Below are 20185 nucleotides of genomic sequence, written 5' to 3' on the forward strand. Positions count from 1 at the left end.
TGCTACAAGGCCGAGCATGAGCAAGATGAAGATCGCATTCCAGGGCGAGCCTGGCGCCAATTCCCACATCGCCATCGTCGAGGCCTATCCCGACGCCGAACCGATGCCCTGCGCCACATTCGAAGACGCGCTGTCGGCGATCTCGTCGGGCGAGGCCGATCTCGGCATGATCCCGATCGAGAATTCGGTCGCCGGCCGCGTCGCCGACATCCATCACCTCCTGCCGGCGTCCGGCCTCTTCATCGTCGGCGAATGGTTCCTGCCGGTCCGGCATCAGCTGATGGCCGTGAAGGGCACCAAGCTCGAAGACATCAAGAGCATCGAGAGCCATGTGCATGCGCTCGGCCAGTGCCGGCGCATCATCCGCAAGCTCGGCATCAAGCCGATCGTGCATGCCGATACCGCCGGCAGCGCCCGCGACATCTCGGAGCGCAAGGACAAGACGGTGGCCGCGATCGCCTCGCGGCTTGCTGCAAAGATCTACGGTCTCGACATCCTCGCCGAGGACATCGAGGACGAGGCCCACAACACCACGCGCTTCGTGGTGCTGGCGCGCGAGCCGAAATGGGCGCCCCAAGGCACCGGGCCGCTCGTCACCACTTTTGTGTTCCGGGTGCGCAATTTGCCGGCCGCGCTCTACAAGGCGCTCGGCGGCTTCGCCACCAACGGCGTCAACATGACCAAGCTCGAGAGCTACATGGTCGACGGCAATTTCTTCGCCACGCAGTTCTATGCCGACGTCGACGGCCATCCCGATGACAAGGGCCTCGCCTTCGCCATCGAGGAGCTGAAATTCTTCTCGCGCGAATTCCGCATCGTCGGCGTATATCCGGGCCATCCGTTCCGCGCCACGTTCAGCGAAGTGCAGGATTGATCCCTCACCCTACCCTGGAGGAGTCCGGGACGAGCGCAGCTCGCCCGTGGGTCGCTACGTATGGAGCGCAGCGCAATGCGTAGCGGGGCGGGGTGACGGTCTCTCCACGTCGAATACTGCCCGAGTGGAGAGATCACCCCACCCCGCTCGCGCTGCACGCGATCGACCCTCCCCCTCCAGGGCAGGGTAAGCTACCCCGCCGCTCTGAGCCCGAACGCCTCCGCCAATAGCGAATACGACTTCTTTCGCGCCTCATGGTCATACACCGCCGTGATCACCATCAGCTCGTCCGGCTTGCTCGCGTAGATCAGCGGCTGCAGCTTCTTCTGCACCGTCGCGGGACTGCCGACGAACAGGCGCGAGCGGTTGCGCAGGATCGAGGTGCGCTCGGCGTCCGTATACGGATAGGCCATCGCCTCCTCGACGCTCGGCAGCGGCAGATATTGACCGCGGTCGCGGCGAAGGCGGTTGAGGTCGAAGGACGAGGCGAGCCTTTCGGCCTCCTCGTCGGTATCGGCCGCGATAACGGCGACCGCGAGAATGGCATGTGGGCTCGCACGCCAGACCGAGGGCTGAAAGCGATTGCGGTAATGCACCATCGCATCGATCGCGTCATGGGACGCGAAATGATGGGCGAAGGCGAAGCCCATGCCGACCTGGGCGGCCAATTCCGAGGAATAATCGCTGGAGCCGAGCAGCCAGATAGGTGGCAGTCTGGTGTCGTCGGGCATTGCGACGACGTTGTTGTAGGGGTGCCCCGCGGGGAATTCGCGGGTCTCCCACAGGATCAACTCGTGCAGCCGCTCCAGAAAATCGTCGCCCTCGCGGCGGTCGAGCCGGCTCCTGAGCGCGTAAGCCGTCGCACCATCGGTGCCCGGCGCACGGCCGAGACCGAGATCGATCCGGCCCGGAAATAGCGCCTCCAGCATCTTGAAGCGCTCAGCGACGACCAGCGGCGCATGGTTGGGCAGCATCACCCCGCCGGAACCGACGCGGAGGTGCTTCGTCACCGCCGCGATCTGGCCGATCATCAGGTCGGGCGCGGGGCTCGCGACGGAGGCGAGATTGTGATGCTCGGCGAGCCAGTAGCGGACATAGCCGAGGCCATCGACGTGACGCGCCAAATCGATGCTGTTGCGCAGCGCCGCGGCCGGCTTGGTGCCTGTTGTGACGACGGAGAGGTCGAGGACGGAGAGCGGGATCATGACGGCTTAACCTAATGGAGGCGGTCGCGGCGGCAATGGGCAGGCTGCGCAGGCCTGACGTGTACGGACGGGCGGGCACGCCAGCGGCTGGAGTTGGGACAACCGCCGCTACTTTGCAGACGATTCTGATCTGCCCACTAGGAGAATCGTTCACAAAAGATGGCCGACGAGAGATAATATCTGAAAATTCAACAACTTATGTCATTCAGCACGCTTCCCACTCAAAACATGATTCGCAAGAAAGACCCCGTAAACTGCACCTGAATGGGCAACTTCCCATGCATGATGGGCTGTCGATCAAGGGGTCTTTGCCGTATTTTAGCTCTCCGAGGCTAGACCGATCGCCGGCCTGACATTGGAGTGAGTGGCGCCATGACTGACCTGACGACGCCTGCGACAGCCGACCGGCAGGGCAGGCACCTGAAGCGGCCCGCGATCTCCTTCGAGTTCTTTCCGCCGAAGACGGAAGAGATGGAGCGCAATCTCTGGGAGACCATCAACCGGCTGGCCCCGCTCGAGCCGAAATTCGTCTCGGTGACCTATGGCGCCGGCGGCTCGACCCGCGAGCGCACCCATTCGACCATCACGCGCATCCTGAAGGAAACCGCGCTGCTGCCCGCGGCGCATCTGACCTGCGTCGGCGCCTCGCGCGGCGAGATCGACGAGATCGTCGACCGCTATCACGAGGTCGGCGTCCGCCACATCGTGGCCTTGCGCGGCGATCCCGTCGGCGGCATCGGCACGCCCTATTCGAGCCATCCCGAGGGTTATCAGAGCTCGGCCGAGCTCGTCGCCGGCATCAAGAAGCGGCACGGCGACATCGAGGTCTCAGTCTCTGCCTATCCCGAGAAGCACCCCGAAGCGCGCGACTTCGATGCCGATATCGACACGCTCAAGGCCAAGGTCGACGCCGGCGCGACGCGCGCGATCACGCAGGTGTTCTTCGACAACGATCTCTACTTCCGCTATCTCGACCGCGTGCGTGCGCGCGGCATCGACATCCCCGTAGTGCCGGGCATCATGCCCATGCACAATTTCAAGCAGGCGCGCAATTTCGTGACCCGTGCTGGCACCACGGTGCCCGACTGGTTCGCGGCGAAGTTCGAGGGCCTCGATGACGATGCCGAGACGCGCAAGCTGGTGGCCGCGACCGTTGCGGCCGGCCAGGTGCAGAAGCTCGCCAAGCACGGCGTCGACACCTTCCATTTCTACACCATGAACCGCGCCGATCTCGTGTTCGCGATCAGCCATTTGCTCGGCATTCGCGCCAAGAGCGCGCAGAAGGCGGCGTAAGAGAAAATGACCGTGACCACTTCGCCCAAGCGAACCGCCCTCCTCGCTGCCGCGCGCGAGCGCATCCTCGTGCTCGACGGCGCCATGGGCACGATGATCCAGAACCTCCAGCTCGATGAAGCCGCCTTCCGCGGCGAGCGCTTCAAGAACTTCCATCGCGACCTGCGCGGCAACAACGATTTGTTGATCCTGACGCAGCCGCAGGCGATCGAGGACATCCACGCCGCCTATTTGCGCGCCGGCGCCGACATCGTCGCGACCAACACGTTCTCGACGACCTCGATCGCGCAGGCCGATTACGACCTCACCGACATCGTCTACGAGATGGCGCGTGAAGGCGCCCGCCTCGCCGGTAACGCCGCAAGGCGCGTCGAAGCCGAGGACGGCAAGCCGCGCTTCGTCGCCGGCGCCATCGGCCCCACCAACCGCACAGCCTCGATCTCGCCCGACGTTTCCAATCCCGGTTACCGCGCCGTCACCTTCGATGACTTACGAAAGTCCTATGGCGAGCAGATCCGCGGCCTGATCGACGGCGGCGTCGACCTCCTGCTGGTCGAGACCATCTTCGACACGCTCAACGCCAAGGCGGCGCTCTATGCGATCGCCGAGATCACCGAAGAGCTCGGCATCGACGTGCCTGTGATGGTGTCGGGCACCATCACCGACAAATCCGGCCGCCTGCTGTCGGGCCAGATGCCGGAAGCGTTCTGGAATTCGGTGCGGCACGCCAAGCCCGTCACCATCGGCTTCAACTGCGCGCTCGGCGCCGAAGACCTGCGCGCGCATATCGCCGATATCGGCCGCGTTGCCGACACGCTGGTCTGCGCCTATCCGAACGCCGGCCTGCCGAACGAGTTCGGCCAATATGACGAGACGCCCGAATACATGGCGCGGCTGATCGGCGAGTTCGCGCGCGATGGCCTCGTCAACATCGTCGGCGGTTGCTGCGGTACCACGCCGGATCATATCGCGGCGATCGCGGCCGCGATCGCTCCGCACAAGCCGCGCATCGTGCCGAAGATCACCCCGCGCCTGCGGCTCTCCGGCCTCGAGCCGTTCGTGCTGACCGAGGCGATTCCCTTCGTCAATGTCGGCGAGCGCACCAACGTCACGGGCTCGGCCCGCTTCCGCAAGCTGATCACATCAGGCGATTACACCGCCGCGCTCCAGGTCGCGCGCGACCAGGTCGAGAACGGCGCCCAGATCATCGACGTCAACATGGACGAGGGCCTGCTCGATTCCGAAGCGGCCATGGTGACGTTCCTCAATCTCCTCGCCGCCGAGCCCGACATCGCGCGCGTGCCTGTCATGGTCGATTCCTCGAAATTCTCGGTGATCGAGGCCGGCCTGAAATGCGTGCAGGGCAAGCCGGTCGTCAACTCGATCTCGATGAAGGAAGGCGAAGAGAAGTTCATCCTTGAGGCCAAGATCGCCCGCCGCCACGGCGCGGCCGTTGTCGTGATGGCATTCGACGAAGTCGGCCAGGCCGACACGTTCGCGCGCAAGACCGAGATCTGCAAGCGCGCCTACGACATCCTGGTGAACAAGGTCGGCTTTCCGCCGGAAGACATCATCTTCGATCCGAATATTTTCGCGATCGCGACCGGCATCGAGGAGCACAACAATTACGGCGTCGACTTCATCGAGGCGACGCGCTGGATCCGCCAGAACCTGCCGGGCGCGCATGTCTCGGGCGGCGTCTCCAATCTGTCGTTCTCGTTCCGCGGCAACGAGCCGGTGCGCGAAGCCATGCACTCGGTGTTCCTGTATCACGCCATCAAGGCCGGCATGGACATGGGCATCGTCAATGCCGGGCAGATGATCGTCTATGACGACATCGATCCTGAGCTGCGGCAAGTGTGCGAGGACGTCGTCCTCAACCGGGATGCCGGCGCCTCCGAGCGCCTGCTCGCTCTCGCCGAAAAATTCCGCGGCAAGAAGACCGAAGGCAGGGAAGCCGATCTCGCCTGGCGCGAATGGCCGGTGGAGAAGCGGCTGTCGCATTCGCTGGTGCACGGCATCACCGAGTTCATAGAGCAGGACACCGAGGAGGCCCGCAAGACCTCCTCGCGCCCGCTTGACGTCATCGAGGGACCATTGATGGCCGGCATGAACGTGGTCGGCGACCTCTTCGGCGACGGCAAGATGTTCCTGCCGCAGGTGGTGAAGTCTGCCCGCGTCATGAAGCAGGCCGTCGCTTACCTCATGCCGTTCATGGAGGAGGAGAAGGCGCGCAACCTTGCGAGCGGCATCGGCACCGAGGGCTCCTCGTCCGCCGGCAAGATCGTGCTCGCGACGGTGAAGGGCGACGTCCACGACATCGGCAAGAACATCGTCGGCATCGTGCTCCAGTGCAACAATTTCGAGGTGATCGACCTTGGCGTGATGGTGCCGGCGGCGAAGATCGTCGAGACCGTGAAGGCCGAGAAGGCCGACATCGTCGGGCTCTCCGGCCTGATCACGCCCTCGCTCGACGAGATGGCGTTCTTCGCCGGCGAGTTGCAGCGCGAAGGCTTGAGGCTGCCGCTGCTGATCGGCGGCGCCACCACCAGCCGCGTGCATACGGCCGTCAAGATCGACCCGAGCTATCGCGCCGGTCCCGTCGTGCATGTCAACGACGCCAGCCGCGCGGTCGGCGTCGCCTCCGCGCTGCTCTCGCCGGAGAAGCGCGAGACCTATGCGGCCGAGGTGCGGGCCGAATACGCCAAGATCTCGGAGGCGCATCTGCGCGCGCAGGCCGACAAGAAGCGGCTGAAGCTGGCTGACGCGCGCGCCAACCGCGTGCCAGTCGATTTTGCCAAGAGCAAGCCGGTGAAGCCGACTTTCCTTGGCACCAAGAGCTTCGACGAATACGACCTCGCCGAGCTCGTGCCCTATATCGACTGGACGCCGTTCTTCCAGACCTGGGAGCTCGCCGGACGCTTCCCCGCCATCCTCGACGATTCCAAGGTCGGCGAGGTCGCGCGCTCGCTCTATGACGATGCGCGCAAGATGCTCGACACCATCGTCAAGGAGAAGTGGTTCCGGGCGCGGGCGACGATCGGCTTCTGGCCGGCGAACGCGCAAGGCGACGACATCGTGCTCTATGCCGACGATAACAGGACCAAGAGCATCGCGACGCTGCATACGCTGCGCCAGCAGCTGGAGAAGCGCGAGGGCCGCTTCAACGCCGCACTGTCCGACTTCATCGCGCCTGCCGGCGTGCCCGATTACATCGGCGGCTTCGTGGTCACCGCAGGGATCGGCGAGGACGCCGTCGCCGATCGCTTCAAGATGGCGAACGACGATTATTCCTCCATCCTGTGCAAGGCGCTGGCCGATCGCCTCGCCGAGGCCTTTGCCGAGCGCATGCACGCCCGCGTCCGCCGCGAGTTCTGGGCCTATGCACCGGATGAGGCGCTCTCCAACGAGGAGCTGATCCTGGAGAAATATCAGGGCATCCGCCCCGCGCCCGGCTATCCCGCGCAGCCCGATCATACCGAGAAGGCGACGCTGTTCGAGCTGCTCGATGCGGAGGCGACCGCCGGCGTGAAGCTGACCGAGAGCTTTGCGATGTGGCCGGGCTCGTCGGTCTCCGGGCTCTATTTCGCCAGCCCCGAAAGCTACTATTTCGGCGTCGGCAAGATCGAGCGCGACCAGGTCGAGGACTATGCCGCGCGCAAGGGCATGAGCGTGGCGGAAGCCGAGCGCTGGCTCGCGCCGGTGCTGAACTACATCCCGTCGCAGGACAAGCCCTTCGCCGCCACGCCGGCGAACGACGAAATGCCGAAAGACCTCGCCTCGCATCCGCCGGGCTGCACCTGCGCGGTGCACTTGGTCTGGCAGAAGAAGCGCGCCGGCGCGGGATAGGCACGCCTGCAAAACAAAGGTGAGAAAACAACCCCATGCACAGTAGCGATGGGGTTGAAAAGGCTGAGTTATTTCTTTTTCGCCGAAATTGAGTTGTGGCGTCGGGCAAAACAGGGGTATTATTGCATCATCGACTGCGGTGGCCGTCCGATACTCTCGCCGGGCCCCGCGCTGTCATTCCGGGGCGCGCCTTTTGGCGCGAGCCCGGAATCCATTGCTCCACATCATCCGCTGCACGATGGATTCCGGGCTCGCGCTTCGCGCGCCCCGGAATGACAGAGCGCTTCACCCCTTCGGCGGGGCCAGCGGCTGCACGATCTCCTTGAACGGGGCCAGCGCCTCGCAGCGCTCGCTATGGGCCGCTAACGCCGGATAGCGCGCGGCATCGAACAGGTCGGGATGCGCTTCGCGGGTGAAGCGGACGACGCAGGCGACGGCGACGTCGGCGTGGCCGATGCGGTCACCCAGCCAATACGGCGTCGTCGCCTTGGCGCGCTCGGCCTCGAGCGCTTTCAGCACGTCCGCGATCTGCGCCTGGCAACGCTCGACCCACAGCGCGAGCTGCTCCTTCCGCAGCACGCGCTCGTAGAGCAGGCTCACCGCCTTGTCGCCGAGGCCGGAGGCGAGCGCGCAGATGCGCAGATGCTTGCGCCGCTCGGTGCCGCCGCGCGGCAGCATGGCCTTGTCCGCGCCGACGAGGTCGTCGAGATAATCGAGGATGATCATGCTCTCGATCAGCGCCTCGCCGTCGTCGAGCACCAGGGTCGGCACGCGGCGGAGCGGATTGTACGGCGCGATCTTGTCGGCATCGCCGAAGGTCGACCATGGCCTGTGCTCGAAGGCGAGCCCGTAAAGCCGGAGCGCAATCGCGACGCGGCGGACGAAGGGGGAATCATATTGGCCGATCAGGAACATGGTTCTCGCTCTTCTCGATCATTGAACAAGGCAGGGCCGATCAGTCTCCACGACCAGTCCGGCGCGGCGCAACAAAAATCTCGGAAAGGGAGCATTGCGCCGGCCGCAACGACGCCCGCGATGGCCTTGCGCTCAAAGGCCGTCCTGGATCGAGCGCTTGATCGCGGCGATGGCGGTCTCGTTGCGCTTGTACATCGTCCATTGCTTGATCCGCTTGGCGCGCACCAGCTTGGCCGCCGTCAGCACCCGCATGTGCTCACTCACCGTCGGCGCGCTGACCCCGAGCTTCTCGGCGATCAGCAATCCGCAGACGCCGTCCTCGACCAGGTCGCCATCTTCCTGCTCGCGAAAATGCCGCCGCGGATCCCGCAGCCATTCCAGGATCTGCAGGCGGCGTTCGTTGGCGAGCGCGCGCAATGCGACGGCAAGTTTCATTTAGCCATTTTGCTAATTACCTAATTGATGTCAACGCTTCTTTGCGCTATCCTGGACGGCATCATGACAGCGACAATCGACATCAATCGGGAGCGGATTGCGGCGACCGAGCCGGTCATCCGTCCGCATATCAGGCGCACGCCGCTTGTTCAGGCCGACCTCGCCGATTTCGGCCTGCCGGCGGCGCCGGTTACGTTCAAGCTCGAAATGCTGCAGCATTCCGGATCGTTCAAGGCGCGCGGCGCCTTTGCCAATCTGTTGCTGCGGCAGGTGCCGCAGGCCGGTGTGGTCGCCGCATCCGGTGGCAATCACGGCGCGGCCGTGGCCTATGCGGCGCAGCGGCTCGGCATTCCCGCCACGATCTTCGTGCCCGACATCACCTCGCCGGCCAAGGCCGAACGGATCAGGACCTATGGCGCAAAGCTCGTGATCGCGGGCAGCCGCTACGCCGATGCGCTCGCCGCGAGCGAGGCGCATGTCGCGCAGACCGGCGCGCTGGCCGTGCATGCCTTCGATCAGGCCGAAACCCTGCTCGGCCAGGGCAGCGTCGGGCTGGAATTGGAGCAGGATGCTCCCGGCATCGACACGCTGCTGGTGGCCGTCGGCGGCGGCGGGCTGATCGGCGGCATTGCGGCGTGGTACGCCGGCAGGGCACGCATCGTCGCGGTCGAGCCCGAGCAATCGCCAACCCTGCACAACGCGTTCGAGGCGGGTGCACCGGTCGATGCGCCGGCCGGCGGCATCGCCGCCGACAGCCTGGCGCCGCGCCGCGTCGGCGAGCTGATGTTTCCGGTCGCGCGCGCCCATGTCGAGCGCGTCGTCCTGGTCAGCGACGATGCGATCCGGCACGCCCAGGCCGCGCTGTGGTCGCACCTGCGCCTCGTGGCCGAGCCCGGCGGCGCCGCTGCCTTTGCCGCGGTGCTCTCGGGGCGTTATCGTCCCTCGGCCGGCGAGCGCGTCGCAATTCTGGTTTGCGGCGCCAACACGACGGCGGTGAATTTCGACTAGCTGAGCGGGAATGGCATGACTGGGCCGCCACGCGGCGGAAGAGATCGCGGTACCAGGGAAGCGCGGGGGCATCGACCTTGCGCAAGGTCCAGGCGCCGGGCGGATCATCGCGGCGCGCGGGGCGAGTGGTCATCTCCAGATGGGTGACGATTGCGGCGATCTTGCCGTTCGGGACGTCGGAATAGCCGTCGGGGACGATCATGCTTGGTTTCTTCTTTTGTTAGCGGTTAGCGGGCGGCGCCGTTTGAGGCACCACAGCAGCGCCACACTCCGTCATTGCGAGCGCAGCGAAGCAATCCAGGATCTTTCCGCAGAGGCAGTCTGGATTGCTTCGTCGCAAGAGCTCCTCGCAATGACGACGTGGAGACAGTTGAGCGCAACTCACGGCAGCGAGCTGCGAGGCTGTACCTACGCCTACCCCTCCCCCTCGTCGCTCGCGAGCACGCCCTTCACTGCGCGCGCCCAGCCGGCGAGCTTCCGCTCGCGCGTCGCCTGGCTCATGTTCGGCTTGAAGCGGTGCTCGAGGCGCCAATTGTCGGCGAATTTGGTCGGCTCGGGATAGACGCCCGCCTGGAGGCCGGCGAGGTAGGCGGCGCCGAGGGCCGTTGTCTCCTGGATCACGGGGCGGTCGACCGGCGCATCCAGGAGATCGGCAAGGCGCTGCATGGTCCAGTCCGACGCCGTCATGCCGCCGTCGACGCGGAGCACGACGCTTGCGGTTTCCGAGCTTGGCCAGTCCGCGCGCATCGCGGCCCAGAGGTCGAAGGTCTGGTAGCAGACGCTTTCCAGCGCGGCATGGGCAAGCTCGGCGGGGCCGGTGTTGCGGGTGAGGCCGAACAGCGCGCCGCGGACGCGCGGATTCCAGTAGGGCGCGCCCATGCCGACGAAGGCGGGGACGAGATAGACGCTCTGCATGGAGTCGGATTGATCCGCGAGAGGTCCGGTCTCGGCGGCGTGCTTGATGATGCCGAGACCGTCGCGCAGCCACTGCACGGCGGAGCCGGCGACGAAGATCGAGCCTTCCAGCGCATAGGTGCGTTTTCCATCGAGCTGATAGGCGACGGTGGTGAGCAGCTTGTTCTTGGAGACGACCGGCGTGGTGCCGGTGTTGAGCAGCGCGAAACAGCCGGTGCCGTAGGTGGACTTCATCATGCCGGGGCGGAAGCAGGCTTGGCCGATGGTGGCGGCCTGCTGGTCGCCGGCGATGCCGGCGATGACGATGGGGCCGCCGAACAGGTCCGGCGTGCTCTCGCCGAAGCGGGCGGAGGAATCCTTCACCTCGGGCAGCATCGAGCGCGGCACGCCGATGATCTCCAGGAGCTCGTCGTCCCACGCGCCGGTGTGGATGTTGAACAGCAGCGTGCGCGAGGCATTGGTGGCGTCGGTGGCGTGCACCTTGCCGCCGGTGAGGCGCCAGAGCAGATAGCAATCGATGGTGCCGAACATCAATTCGCCGCGCGCGGCGCGCGCCCGGGCGCCGGGGACGTGGTCGAGGATCCATGCGACTTTGGTGCCGGAGAAATAGGGGTCGATGATCAGGCCGGTCTTCTGCGAGATCACGGGCTCGCGGCCTTCTGCCTTGAGCTTGGCGCAGATGTCGGCGGTGCGGCGGTCCTGCCAGACAATCGCGCGGTGCACGGCCTGGCCGGTGGCGCGGTCCCACACCACGGTGGTCTCGCGCTGGTTGGTGATGCCGATCGCGGCGATGTCCTTTGCCGTGATGCCGGCGTGCTCGATCGCCTCGCGGCAGACCATCACGGTCGAGGTCCAGATGTCCTCCGGTTCGTGCTCGACCCAGCCCGAGGCCGGAAAGTGCTGCGGAAACTCGGCCTGCGCCTTGGCAGCGATGGAAATATCGCCGCGAAACACGATCGCACGCGAAGAGGTGGTGCCCTGGTCGATGGCGAGGACGAAAGACATGGCGGCTTACCTTGGCGTTTCCCTGAGACGGGTCATTGTGTCGCGCCAAAGGGAGCGGATTAGGGCAGCAAGGTCAAGGTTTGGATGCGGTGCCCCGGCGCCCTTCCCTTCCTTGTGGGAGAAGGTGGCGCGAAGCGCCGGATGAGGGATTCTGTCGGCAAAGAGTATTACGAGAGAGGGTCACGTGCGGATAGAGACCCCTTGCCCGTCTCGCCGCTTCGCGGCGATCCACCCTCTCCCGCAAGGGGAGAGGGGAAGAACCCTACACCGCCGCGGTGGTCACGCCGCCGTCGATGACGATGGTCTGGCCGGTCATGAAGCTCGATGCGTCCGAGGCGAGATAGGCGACGGCGCCGGCGATTTCGTCGGGCTCGCCGATGCGGCGGAGCGGCGTGGTGGCGGTGCGGCGCTTCAGATTGGCTTCGTCTTCCCAGAGCGCGCGGGCGAAGTCGGTCTTGACCAGGCCGGGCGCGATGCAGTTGACGCGGACGCCTTTCGGCCCCCATTCGCCGGCGAGCGAGCGGCACAGCGCGAAGTCGGCGGCCTTGGAGATGCCGTAGGCGCCGATCACGGTGGAGCCGCGCAGGCCCCCGATCGATGAGATGATGATCACCGAGCCCTTGCCGCGCTCGGCCATCCCAGGGATCGCGAGCGCGGAGAGCCAGATGTTGCTCTTGACGTTCGAGCCCATGATCTTGTCGAAGGCTTCATCTGATATGTCGAGCAGCGGGCCGTAATACGGGTTGACCGCGGCGTTGCAGACGAGAATGTCGATCTTGCCGTAATGCTTCGTGGCGCCCGCGATCAGCGCCTCGACCTCGTTCTTGCGCGCGATGTTGCAGGGGATGACGATGGCATCGCCGCCAGCGGCATTGATGCCGTCGGCGACCTCCTTGCAAGCGTCGGCCTTGCGCGAGGAGACAACCACCTTGGCGCCTAACTTGGCGAGCAACTCGGCGGAGGAGCGGCCGATGCCGCGGCTGGAGCCGGTGACCACGGCGACCTTGCCGGTGAGATCGAACGGGGTGTTTTGCATTGATGGACTCTCTTCCTGGTCATTCCGGGGCGCGCATAGCGCGAGCCCGGAATCCATTTCACCGCACGTATTGCCGCCCGATGGATCCCGGGTTCATCGCTGCGCGATGCCCCGGGATGACAGTCGTCGTGTGGTCTAGGTCAACTCAGATCAACCCGCCCGCATCCGCAACGCGGCGCTGGTGGTAGTCGGTGTCGCCAAAGGTGTTCTCGATCATGGTGAGGCGCTTGAAGTAGTGGCCGATCTTGGCCTCCATGGTCATGCCGATGCCGCCGTGAAGCTGGATCGACTGCTGGCCGACGAACTTCAGCGACTTGCCGATCTGCACCTTGGCCGCGGCGATCGCGTTGCTGCGCTCCTTGGCGTCCTCGAAGTCGTTCGCCATGGTCGCGAACATCGACATCGAGCGCGCCTGCTCGGTGGCGACGAACATATCGGAGGCGCGGTGCTGCAGCGACTGGAACGAGCCGATCGCGACGCCGAACTGCTTGCGCGTCTTGATGTACTCGACCGTGGTCTTGAGCGATTCGTCCATCAGGCCGACCGCCTCGGCGCAGAGCGCGACGCGGGCTTCATCGACAACGCGCTCGATCAGCGCGAGCGAGTCCTCGGGGTTGCCGAGCACAGCGTCGGGACCGACCTCGACACCGGTGAAGGTGATGTCGGCGGCGTGCAGGCCGTCCTGGGTCGGATAGGACTTTTTCGCGACGCCCTTGGCATTGGCGGGGACCAGGAACACGCCGATGCCCGACTTGTCGCGGCGATCGCCCTTGGTACGCGCGGTGACGATCAGGGTATCCGCATTCTCGCCGTTCAGCACGACGAACTTCTCGCCGTCGATCACGTAGGCATCGCCCTTCTTCTTCGCGGTCGTGGCGACGTCGAACAGATCGTAGCGCGAGTTCTTCTCGAGCTGGGCGAAGGCCAGCGTCTTGCTGCCGTCGATGATCCCAGGCACGTGTGCGGCCTTCTGCGCATCGGTGCCGGCATGACGCAGGAAGCCGCCGCCGATCACGACGGTGGCGAGATACGGCTCCAGCACCAGCGCCTTGCCGAGCGCTTCCATCACGATCATGGTCTCGACGCCGCCGGCGCCGAAGCCGCCATCGGCTTCTGCGAAAGGCAGACCGAGCAAGCCCTGCTCGGCGAGCTTGAGCCAGACCGTTTTGCTCCAGCCGCCCTTCTCCGCCATGTACTTCTTGCGCTGCTCGAAATCGTAGGAATCGGTCAGCAGGCCGTCGATGCTTTCCTTGAGAAGCCGCTGCTCCTCGGACAGATCAAAATCCATTTCTTTCTCCAAATCGGCGGGAATTGCCCTGCCGTCGCCTGATCCTCAAACGTCATCCCCGCGAAGGCGGGGATCCAGTAAACGCAGCCGCCTGCCGTACTCACGACCGCCGCGGCGTACTGGGTCCCCCGCCTTCGCGGGGGACGACAGCGTCATTGTTGCCTCACAGCCCCAGCACCGCCTTGGCGATGATGTTGCGCTGGATCTCGTTGGAGCCGCCGTAGATCGAGACCTTGCGGTTGTTGAAATAGCTCGGCGCGATCTGGGCGGTCCAGTCCATGGCTTCGTTCGAGCCGTCGTCGCCGTGCACGTCGTAGGGCGCTGCGAACGGGCCGATCACTTCCATCAGCAGCTCGGTGGTGGTCTGCTGGATCTCCGAGCCCTTGATCTTCAGCACCGAGGAGGCCGGATTGGGCTTGCCCTTGCCGTGCTTGCCTTCGTCGGCGACGACGCGCAGCTGGGTGAGCTCAAGCGCCTTCAGCTCGATCTCGCAGGCCGCCAGCTTCTCGCGGAAGGCGGGATCCTGGATGATCGGCTTGCCGGCGGATTCGACCTTCGAGGCCAGATCCTTGATGCGGCGGATGCGCTCCTTGGAGACGCCGACGCGGGCGATGCCGGTGCGCTCATTGCCGAGCAGAAATTTGGCGTAGTCCCAACCCTTGTTCTCCTCGCCGATCAGGTTCTCGTAGGGAACCTCGACGTCGTCGAAGAAGACTTCGTTGACCTCACGGCCGCCGTCGATGGTCTGGATCGGGCGCACGGTGACGCCCTTCGACTTCATCGAGAACACGATGAAGGAGATGCCCATCTGCTTCTTGGCGTTGTTGTCGGTGCGGCAGAGGCAGAAGATCATGTCGGCATGCTGGGCGAGCGTGGTCCAGGTCTTCTGGCCGTTGATGATCCACTTGTCGCCACGGCGCTCGGCTTTCGTCTTCAGCGAGGCGAGGTCGGAGCCGGAGCCGGGCTCCGAAAAGCCCTGGCACCACCAATCGTCGACATTGGCGATGCGCGGCAGGTACTTCTTCTTCTGCTCCTCGTTGCCGAAGGTGTAGATGACGGGGCCGACCATGCTGACGCCGAAGGCGAGCGGCTGCGGCGCCGGATAGGACTGCAGCTCCTCGTTGAAGATGTAGTGCTGCACGCTGGTCCAGCCGGTGCCGCCATATTCCTTCGGCCAATGGCTGACGCCCCAGCCCTTCTTGTTGAGGATGCGCCACCACGTCACCATCTCGTCCTTGGAGAGGTGACGGCCCTCGACCAGCTTGCGCCGCGTGTCCGGCGGCACGTTGTCGCGGAAGAACTGCCGCACTTCGTCGCGAAACGCCTGCTCTTCTCTAGTGAATGCGAGATCCATCGGATCCTCCTGTGAAACGTTACTTCATATTCGTCATTGCGGGGGCATCAGCAGCGCGAATCCCGGAAGACGATTTCTGCTGCTGGCGCAATTCGTGGCGCGACAATTTCCCGACCGGCGTGCGCGGCAGGTCGTCGACGAACTCGACCGCGGCCGGCAATTCGTGCCTGCCGAGCTTGCCGGCAAGCTGCGCGCGCAGCTCGTCGAGCGTGAACGGCTTTGCCTCGGGCCTCAGCTTGATGAAGGCCTTGGCGGCTTCGCCGCGATAGGGATCGGGAATGCCGAGCACGATCACCTCGTGCACGCCCGGGATGGTGTAGATCGCCTGCTCGATCATCTGCGGATAGACGTTGAAACCGCCGGAGATGATCATGTCCTTCTTGCGGTCGACCAGGAAGAAGTAGCCGTCGGCATCGACATAGCCGATGTCGCCGGTCAGGAAGCGGCCGTCGACGAAGGCCTCGGTCGATCCCGCCGGCTTGTTCCAGTAGCCCTTGGTGACGTTCGGGCCCTTGATGCGGATCTCGCCGATCTCACCCGGTGGCAGCACGCGCCTGGGATCGTCGAGCGCGACGACGTCGAGCTCGATGCCGGGCAGCGTCAGGCCGATCGAGCCCGGTTTCTCGGGGCCCTCGGGCGGATGGCCGGTGCCGGGCGAGCAGGTCTCGGTCATGCCCCAGCCGCTCTTCAGCTTCTTGCCGACCTTGCGCTCGAAGAAGCTTGCGATCTCCACCGGCAGCGGCGCGCCGCCGGAGCCGATGGTGACCAGCGAGGAGAAGTCGCGTTTGTCGAGATCGGGCAGCGCGGCGATCGCGATCCACATCGTCGGCACGCCGGGGAAATAGGTGGCGCGCTTGACCTCGATGTCGCGCATCACGGCTTCGACGTCGAAGCGCTGATGCAGCGAGATCAGATTGCCGCGGCGGAGCGAGGACAGCAGCACCACCGTGAGCGCGTAGATGTGAAACAGCGGCAGCACGCAGATCACGCGCTCGATTGTCTCGCCGCGAGCGGCACGGGCCGGCTTGCCCCAGACGTCGTAGATCGACACCGCCGAGGTGAGATTGCCGTGGGTGAGCATCGCACCCTTGGGCAGGCCGGTGGTACCGCCGGTATATTGCAGCAGCGCGACGTCGTCGGTCGCGACGACAGGCCATTGCGCAGGCGCGGCGGCGCCTTCGACGAAGGTCTTGAAGGTGACGATGCGGGGATCGTCGGGGATCGCCGCCTGCGGCGTGCCGACCTTGCCCCAATGATCGTCCTCGCAGACGACGAGCTTGTCGATCAGGCCCTTCTCCAGGAATTTCAGCGCGGTCGGCAGCAGAGCCTGGAGGTTGGAGGTGACGAGCAGGCGCGAGCCGGAATCGGTGACCTTGTGCGTCAGCGCGATCTCGCCGTCGAGCGGCGACAGATGCGCGACGCGGCCGCCGGCCTTCAGCGCGCCGAAGAAGCTGACGGGGTGATCCGGCGTGTTGCCGAGGAACAGCGCGACCGAGCTGTTCCTGCCGATGCCAGCGCGCAGGAACGCCGCGGCGGCACGATCGGCCAAGCTTGCGAGCTCGGTGTAGCTGATGGGCCGGTCGCGGAATTCCAGCGCGGTGCGCGGGCCGTAATCGGCGGCGGCCTTGGCGAGAAGGTCCGGCAGCGTGCCCTGGACGATGGTGTCGTCCCACCGCACGCCCTCGGGATAAAACTGTTCGCCGGGATGGGTCATTTTCCTGATTGCTTGAGCGAACAACTAACACAGACCGTCATTCCGGGGCGCGACGAAGTCGCGAGCCCGGAATCCATAACCACCAGCTGGGGTTATGGATTCCGGGCCTGCGCCTTGCGGCGCATCCCGGAATGACGAAGGTTGAGACGAAGCCCCGATCACGCTGCTTTAGACTCCGCAGCCAGCGACGCAAACGTCTTGCCCTCCGCGGCGAGCTTCTTCAGCAGCGGGGCGGGCTCGAGGCTCGGATCGTTGGTCTCCTTAGCGTAGAAGGCCAGACGATCGGCGATGTGCTTGAGGCCGACGCTGTCGGCCCAGAACATCGGGCCGCCGCGATAGATCGGCCAGCCATAGCCGTAGAGCCAGACCACGTCGATGTCGCTGGGACGCGCGGCGATACCCTCTTCCAGGATCTTCGCGCCCTCGTTGATCATCGGATACATCATGCGCTCGAGGATCTCCTCGTCGCTGACGACGCGCTTCTTGCGGCCGAGACGCAGCAAGGTCTCGTCGATCAGCTTCTCGACGTCGGGGTCGGGCAGCGGCGCACGAGAACCCTGCTCGTACTTGTAATAGCCCTTGCCGGTCTTCTGGCCGAAGCGGCCGGCTTCGCACAGCGCGTCCGCGATTTCCGACTTGATGCCGCGATCTTTCCGCGAGCGCCAGCCGATGTCGAGGCCGGCGAGATCGCTCATCGCGAACGGGCCCATCGGCATGCCGAACTTGGTGACGACGGCATCGACCTGCTGCGGCAGCGCGCCCTCGAACAGCAGCTTCTCGGACTGCTTGCCGCGCTGGGCCAGCATGCGGTTGCCGACGAAGCCGTCGCAGACGCCGACCACGGCCGGCACCTTCGCGATTTTTCGCGCGATCGTCACCGCAGTCACCAGCGCATCCGGCGCGGTCTTGTCGGCACGCACGATCTCGCACAGCTTCATGACGTTGGCCGGCGAGAAGAAGTGCATGCCGAGCACGTCCTGCGGACGCTTGGTCGACTTCGCGATCTCGTCGATGTTGAGATACGAGGTGTTGGAGGCGAGCACCGCGCCCGGCTTGGCGTACTGGTCGAGCTTGCCGAACACCTCCTTCTTGACCGCCATGGTCTCGAACACGGCCTCGATGACGAGATCGGCATCGCCGACATTCTCGATGCCGACGACGCCGTTGATCAGCGCCATGCGCTTGGCGGGCGCATCGGCCGGGATGCCGCCGCGCGCGGCGGTCGCCTCCCAGTTCTTCTGCATGATGCCCATGCCGCGCTTGAGCTGCTCCTCGCCGGTCTCGATCAGGGTGACGGGCACGCCGGCATTGGCGAAGGACATCGCGATGCCGCCGCCCATGGTGCCGGCGCCGAGAATGGCGACGCGGTTCACCGGCCGCGGCTTGGTGCCTTCAGGAACGCCGGCGATCTTGTTGGCCTCGCGCTCGGCGAAGAAGGCGTAACGCTGCGCCTTGGACTGGTCGCTGGCGACGAGCTTGAGGAAGCCCTCGCGCTCCTTCTTCAGGCCTTCGTCGAACGGCAGGTCGATGGCATAGCCGACGGCGTCGGCTGCGGCGAACGGCGCCTCCAGGCCGCGCGACTTCTTGGTCATGGCCGCGACCGCATTGGTGAAGATCGAGCGGTCGGCCTTGGCGGCTGCGAGCTTGGAATCGTCGTCGCGCAGGCGGCGCAGCGGGCGCTTCTCCGCGAGCAGCTTGCGTACGAAAGCCTCGCCGCCGGAGGCCGGGCCCTCGACGATCTCCTCGATCAGGCCGTTCTTCAGCGCCTCCGCCGCCCCGATCGGGTCGCCGCCGACGATCATCTTGACCGCAAGCTCCGGGCCCACCGCACGGGGCAGGCGCTGGGTGCCACCGGCGCCGGGCAGAAGTCCGAGCTTCACCTCGGGCAGGCCGAGCTTGGCCTCTTTCACCGCGACGCGGAAATGGCAGGCCAGCGCGACCTCGAGGCCGCCGCCGAGCGCGGTGCCGTGGATCGCGGCAACGACCGGCTTGGGCGAGTTTTCGATCTCGGACAGCACGTCGTTGAGCGCGGGCGGCTTCGGCGGCTTGCCGAACTCGGTGATGTCGGCACCGGCAATGAACGTGCGGCCGGCGCAGGTCAGCACGATGCCCTTGATGGCGGGATCGGCGATCGCGGCCTTGATGCACTCGAGGATCCCGCCGCGGACTGCGGCACTCAGCGCATTGACCGGCGGGCTGTTGACCGTGACGATCCCGACTTCATCATGACGCTCAAGCTTGACCACTTCGCTCACGGTGTCCCTCCTTGGTGGGGATTTACTTTTATTCGATTTCGCATTGCGGAATTTAATTCCGCATCTTGACGGCAGGGTTATTTTGAAGCACGGACGTTGTCAACGACTCCGCGCAAGAAGCAGATCAGGGATGAAGCGTACAGGAAAGAAGACCGCGACCGATCGGAATTTCGTCGTCGCGCTTTCCCGCGGACTGGAAGTTTTGCGCGCGTTCCAACCCAATGACGGCCTGCTGGGCAATCAGGAGATTGCGTCCCGCACCAATCTGCCCAAGCCCACCGTGTCGCGGCTGACCTACACGCTGACCAAGCTTGGCTATCTGACGCCGGTTCCCCGCTTCGAAAAGTACCAGCTCGCCCCGGCAGCGATGTCGCTCGGCTACGCCGCGCTGGCCAATCTGGGCGTTCGGCATTTGTCCGAGCCGTTCCGCGAAGAGGTGATGCGCGCGACCGGCGGCGCCGTCGCCGTCGGCGGCCGTGACCGCCACAGCATGATCTATTTCGGGCAGAGCCGCGGCAGCGAGACCGTCGGCGTTCAACTTGACGTCGGCTCGCGCGTGCCGATTGCAACCAGCGCGATGGGCCGCGCCTATTTCTGGGCACTCGATGACGAAGGTCGCGCCGAAGTGTCGCGCATCCTGCGCGAACATTACGGCAGCCGCTGGCCGAAGATGCGCGAGGGCTTGGAACGTTCCGGCGAGACGGTCGCGAAATACGGCTTTGCGATTTCGGTCGGCGATTGGCACGACGACATCGGCGCCGCCGGCGTCGCGCTCAAGCTCAACGACGGAACCGGGCCTTACGCATTCAATTGCGGCGCGCCCGCATTCCGTTTCACGGAAGAGCGTTTGATCAACGACATTGGACCGCGTCTCTTAGCGATGGTAAGGAACATCGAGGCGGCGCTCGGGGGTCTGATGCCGCATTCAAAAAAAGACATCAGCAAAAAGCTGAAATCAGGAGGAAAAGTTGCGCGTGTGGCCGAGGGATTCAGATAGCCTTTGTCATCATCGGGAGCGGCTCGCATCGCCCCATCGCTC

General features: G+C 65.2%; 14 protein-coding genes and 1 pseudogene. 5 read left to right on the top strand and 10 right to left on the bottom strand.

From position 1 onward, the window contains the following. Nucleotides 1-16 precede the first annotated feature (16 nt). Entirely contained in the window at nt 17-874 is an 858-nt protein-coding gene (locus I6F17_RS16505; RefSeq protein WP_225127091.1) for a prephenate dehydratase, read from the top strand. 191 nt (nt 875-1065) lie between these two features. On the opposite strand, the gene I6F17_RS16510 is transcribed toward I6F17_RS16505, so the two are convergent. Then, on the bottom strand, nt 1066-2079 hold the full coding sequence (locus I6F17_RS16510) for an LLM class flavin-dependent oxidoreductase (protein ID WP_225190435.1): 1014 nt from the start codon (nt 2077-2079) through the stop codon (nt 1066-1068). 372 nt (nt 2080-2451) lie between these two features. Here I6F17_RS16510 and metF point away from each other — a divergent pair, with 372 nt between their 5' ends. Beyond that, nucleotides 2452-3372 (top strand): methylenetetrahydrofolate reductase [NAD(P)H], encoded by a 921-nt coding sequence (metF, locus tag I6F17_RS16515; protein WP_225132285.1) that lies wholly within the window; start codon nt 2452-2454, stop codon nt 3370-3372. Nucleotides 3373-3378: 6 nt separating this feature from the next. Further along, on the top strand, nt 3379-7221 hold the full coding sequence (metH, locus tag I6F17_RS16520; protein ID WP_225190436.1) for a methionine synthase: 3843 nt from the start codon (nt 3379-3381) through the stop codon (nt 7219-7221). Between the two features lie 285 nt (nt 7222-7506). On the opposite strand, the gene I6F17_RS16525 is transcribed toward metH, so the two are convergent. Both I6F17_RS16525 and I6F17_RS16530 read right to left on the bottom strand, forming a co-directional pair. Further along, on the bottom strand, nt 7507-8136 hold the full coding sequence (locus tag I6F17_RS16525; RefSeq protein WP_225131671.1) for a glutathione S-transferase family protein: 630 nt from the start codon (nt 8134-8136) through the stop codon (nt 7507-7509). A 132-nt stretch (nt 8137-8268) separates the two neighbouring features. Then, nucleotides 8269-8571: a helix-turn-helix domain-containing protein gene (locus I6F17_RS16530; protein WP_225131670.1), complete on the bottom strand. Its 303-nt coding sequence runs from the start codon at nt 8569-8571 to the stop codon at nt 8269-8271. Between the two features lie 63 nt (nt 8572-8634). Between I6F17_RS16530 and I6F17_RS16535 the strand changes: the two genes are divergently transcribed. Beyond that, nucleotides 8635-9579: a threonine/serine dehydratase gene (locus tag I6F17_RS16535; protein WP_225131669.1), complete on the top strand. Its 945-nt coding sequence runs from the start codon at nt 8635-8637 to the stop codon at nt 9577-9579. Between the two features lie 28 nt (nt 9580-9607). Here I6F17_RS16535 and I6F17_RS16540 read toward each other — a convergent pair. The 7 genes and pseudogenes from I6F17_RS16540 to I6F17_RS16570 form a co-directional block, all read right to left on the bottom strand. Beyond that, nucleotides 9608-9781, bottom strand: a pseudogene (locus I6F17_RS16540) (GNAT family N-acetyltransferase); the annotation flags it as partial. 212 nt (nt 9782-9993) lie between these two features. Next, a complete protein-coding gene (gene glpK / locus I6F17_RS16545; RefSeq protein ID WP_225131668.1) occupies nt 9994-11499 on the bottom strand; it encodes a glycerol kinase GlpK in 1506 nt (501 codons plus the stop codon). A 262-nt stretch (nt 11500-11761) separates the two neighbouring features. Further along, entirely contained in the window at nt 11762-12535 is a 774-nt protein-coding gene (locus I6F17_RS16550) for an SDR family oxidoreductase (RefSeq protein ID WP_225131667.1), read from the bottom strand. Between the two features lie 145 nt (nt 12536-12680). Next, the gene (gene pimD, locus I6F17_RS16555) at nt 12681-13823 is read right to left on the bottom strand and encodes a pimeloyl-CoA dehydrogenase small subunit (RefSeq protein ID WP_225131666.1); all 1143 of its coding nucleotides are present in this window, start codon (nt 13821-13823) and stop codon (nt 12681-12683) included. 163 nt (nt 13824-13986) lie between these two features. Then, nucleotides 13987-15177 (bottom strand): pimeloyl-CoA dehydrogenase large subunit, encoded by a 1191-nt coding sequence (pimC, locus tag I6F17_RS16560; RefSeq protein WP_035997966.1) that lies wholly within the window; start codon nt 15175-15177, stop codon nt 13987-13989. Between the two features lie 19 nt (nt 15178-15196). After that, the gene (gene pimA / locus I6F17_RS16565) at nt 15197-16891 is read right to left on the bottom strand and encodes a dicarboxylate--CoA ligase PimA (protein WP_225131665.1); all 1695 of its coding nucleotides are present in this window, start codon (nt 16889-16891) and stop codon (nt 15197-15199) included. A gap of 158 nt (nt 16892-17049) precedes the next feature. Next, nucleotides 17050-19146 carry a 3-hydroxyacyl-CoA dehydrogenase NAD-binding domain-containing protein gene (locus I6F17_RS16570; protein WP_225131664.1) on the bottom strand — a complete coding sequence of 699 codons (2097 nt, stop codon included), beginning with the start codon at nt 19144-19146 and terminating at the stop codon, nt 17050-17052. A gap of 130 nt (nt 19147-19276) precedes the next feature. Here I6F17_RS16570 and I6F17_RS16575 point away from each other — a divergent pair, with 130 nt between their 5' ends. Continuing rightward, on the top strand, nt 19277-20143 hold the full coding sequence (locus tag I6F17_RS16575; RefSeq protein ID WP_035997958.1) for an IclR family transcriptional regulator: 867 nt from the start codon (nt 19277-19279) through the stop codon (nt 20141-20143). The last annotated feature ends 42 nt before the right edge of the window (nt 20144-20185 follow it).

The sequence above is a fragment of the Bradyrhizobium sp. NBAIM18 genome, assembly GCF_020193825.1.
Lineage (GTDB): Bacteria > Pseudomonadota > Alphaproteobacteria > Rhizobiales > Xanthobacteraceae > Bradyrhizobium > Bradyrhizobium yuanmingense.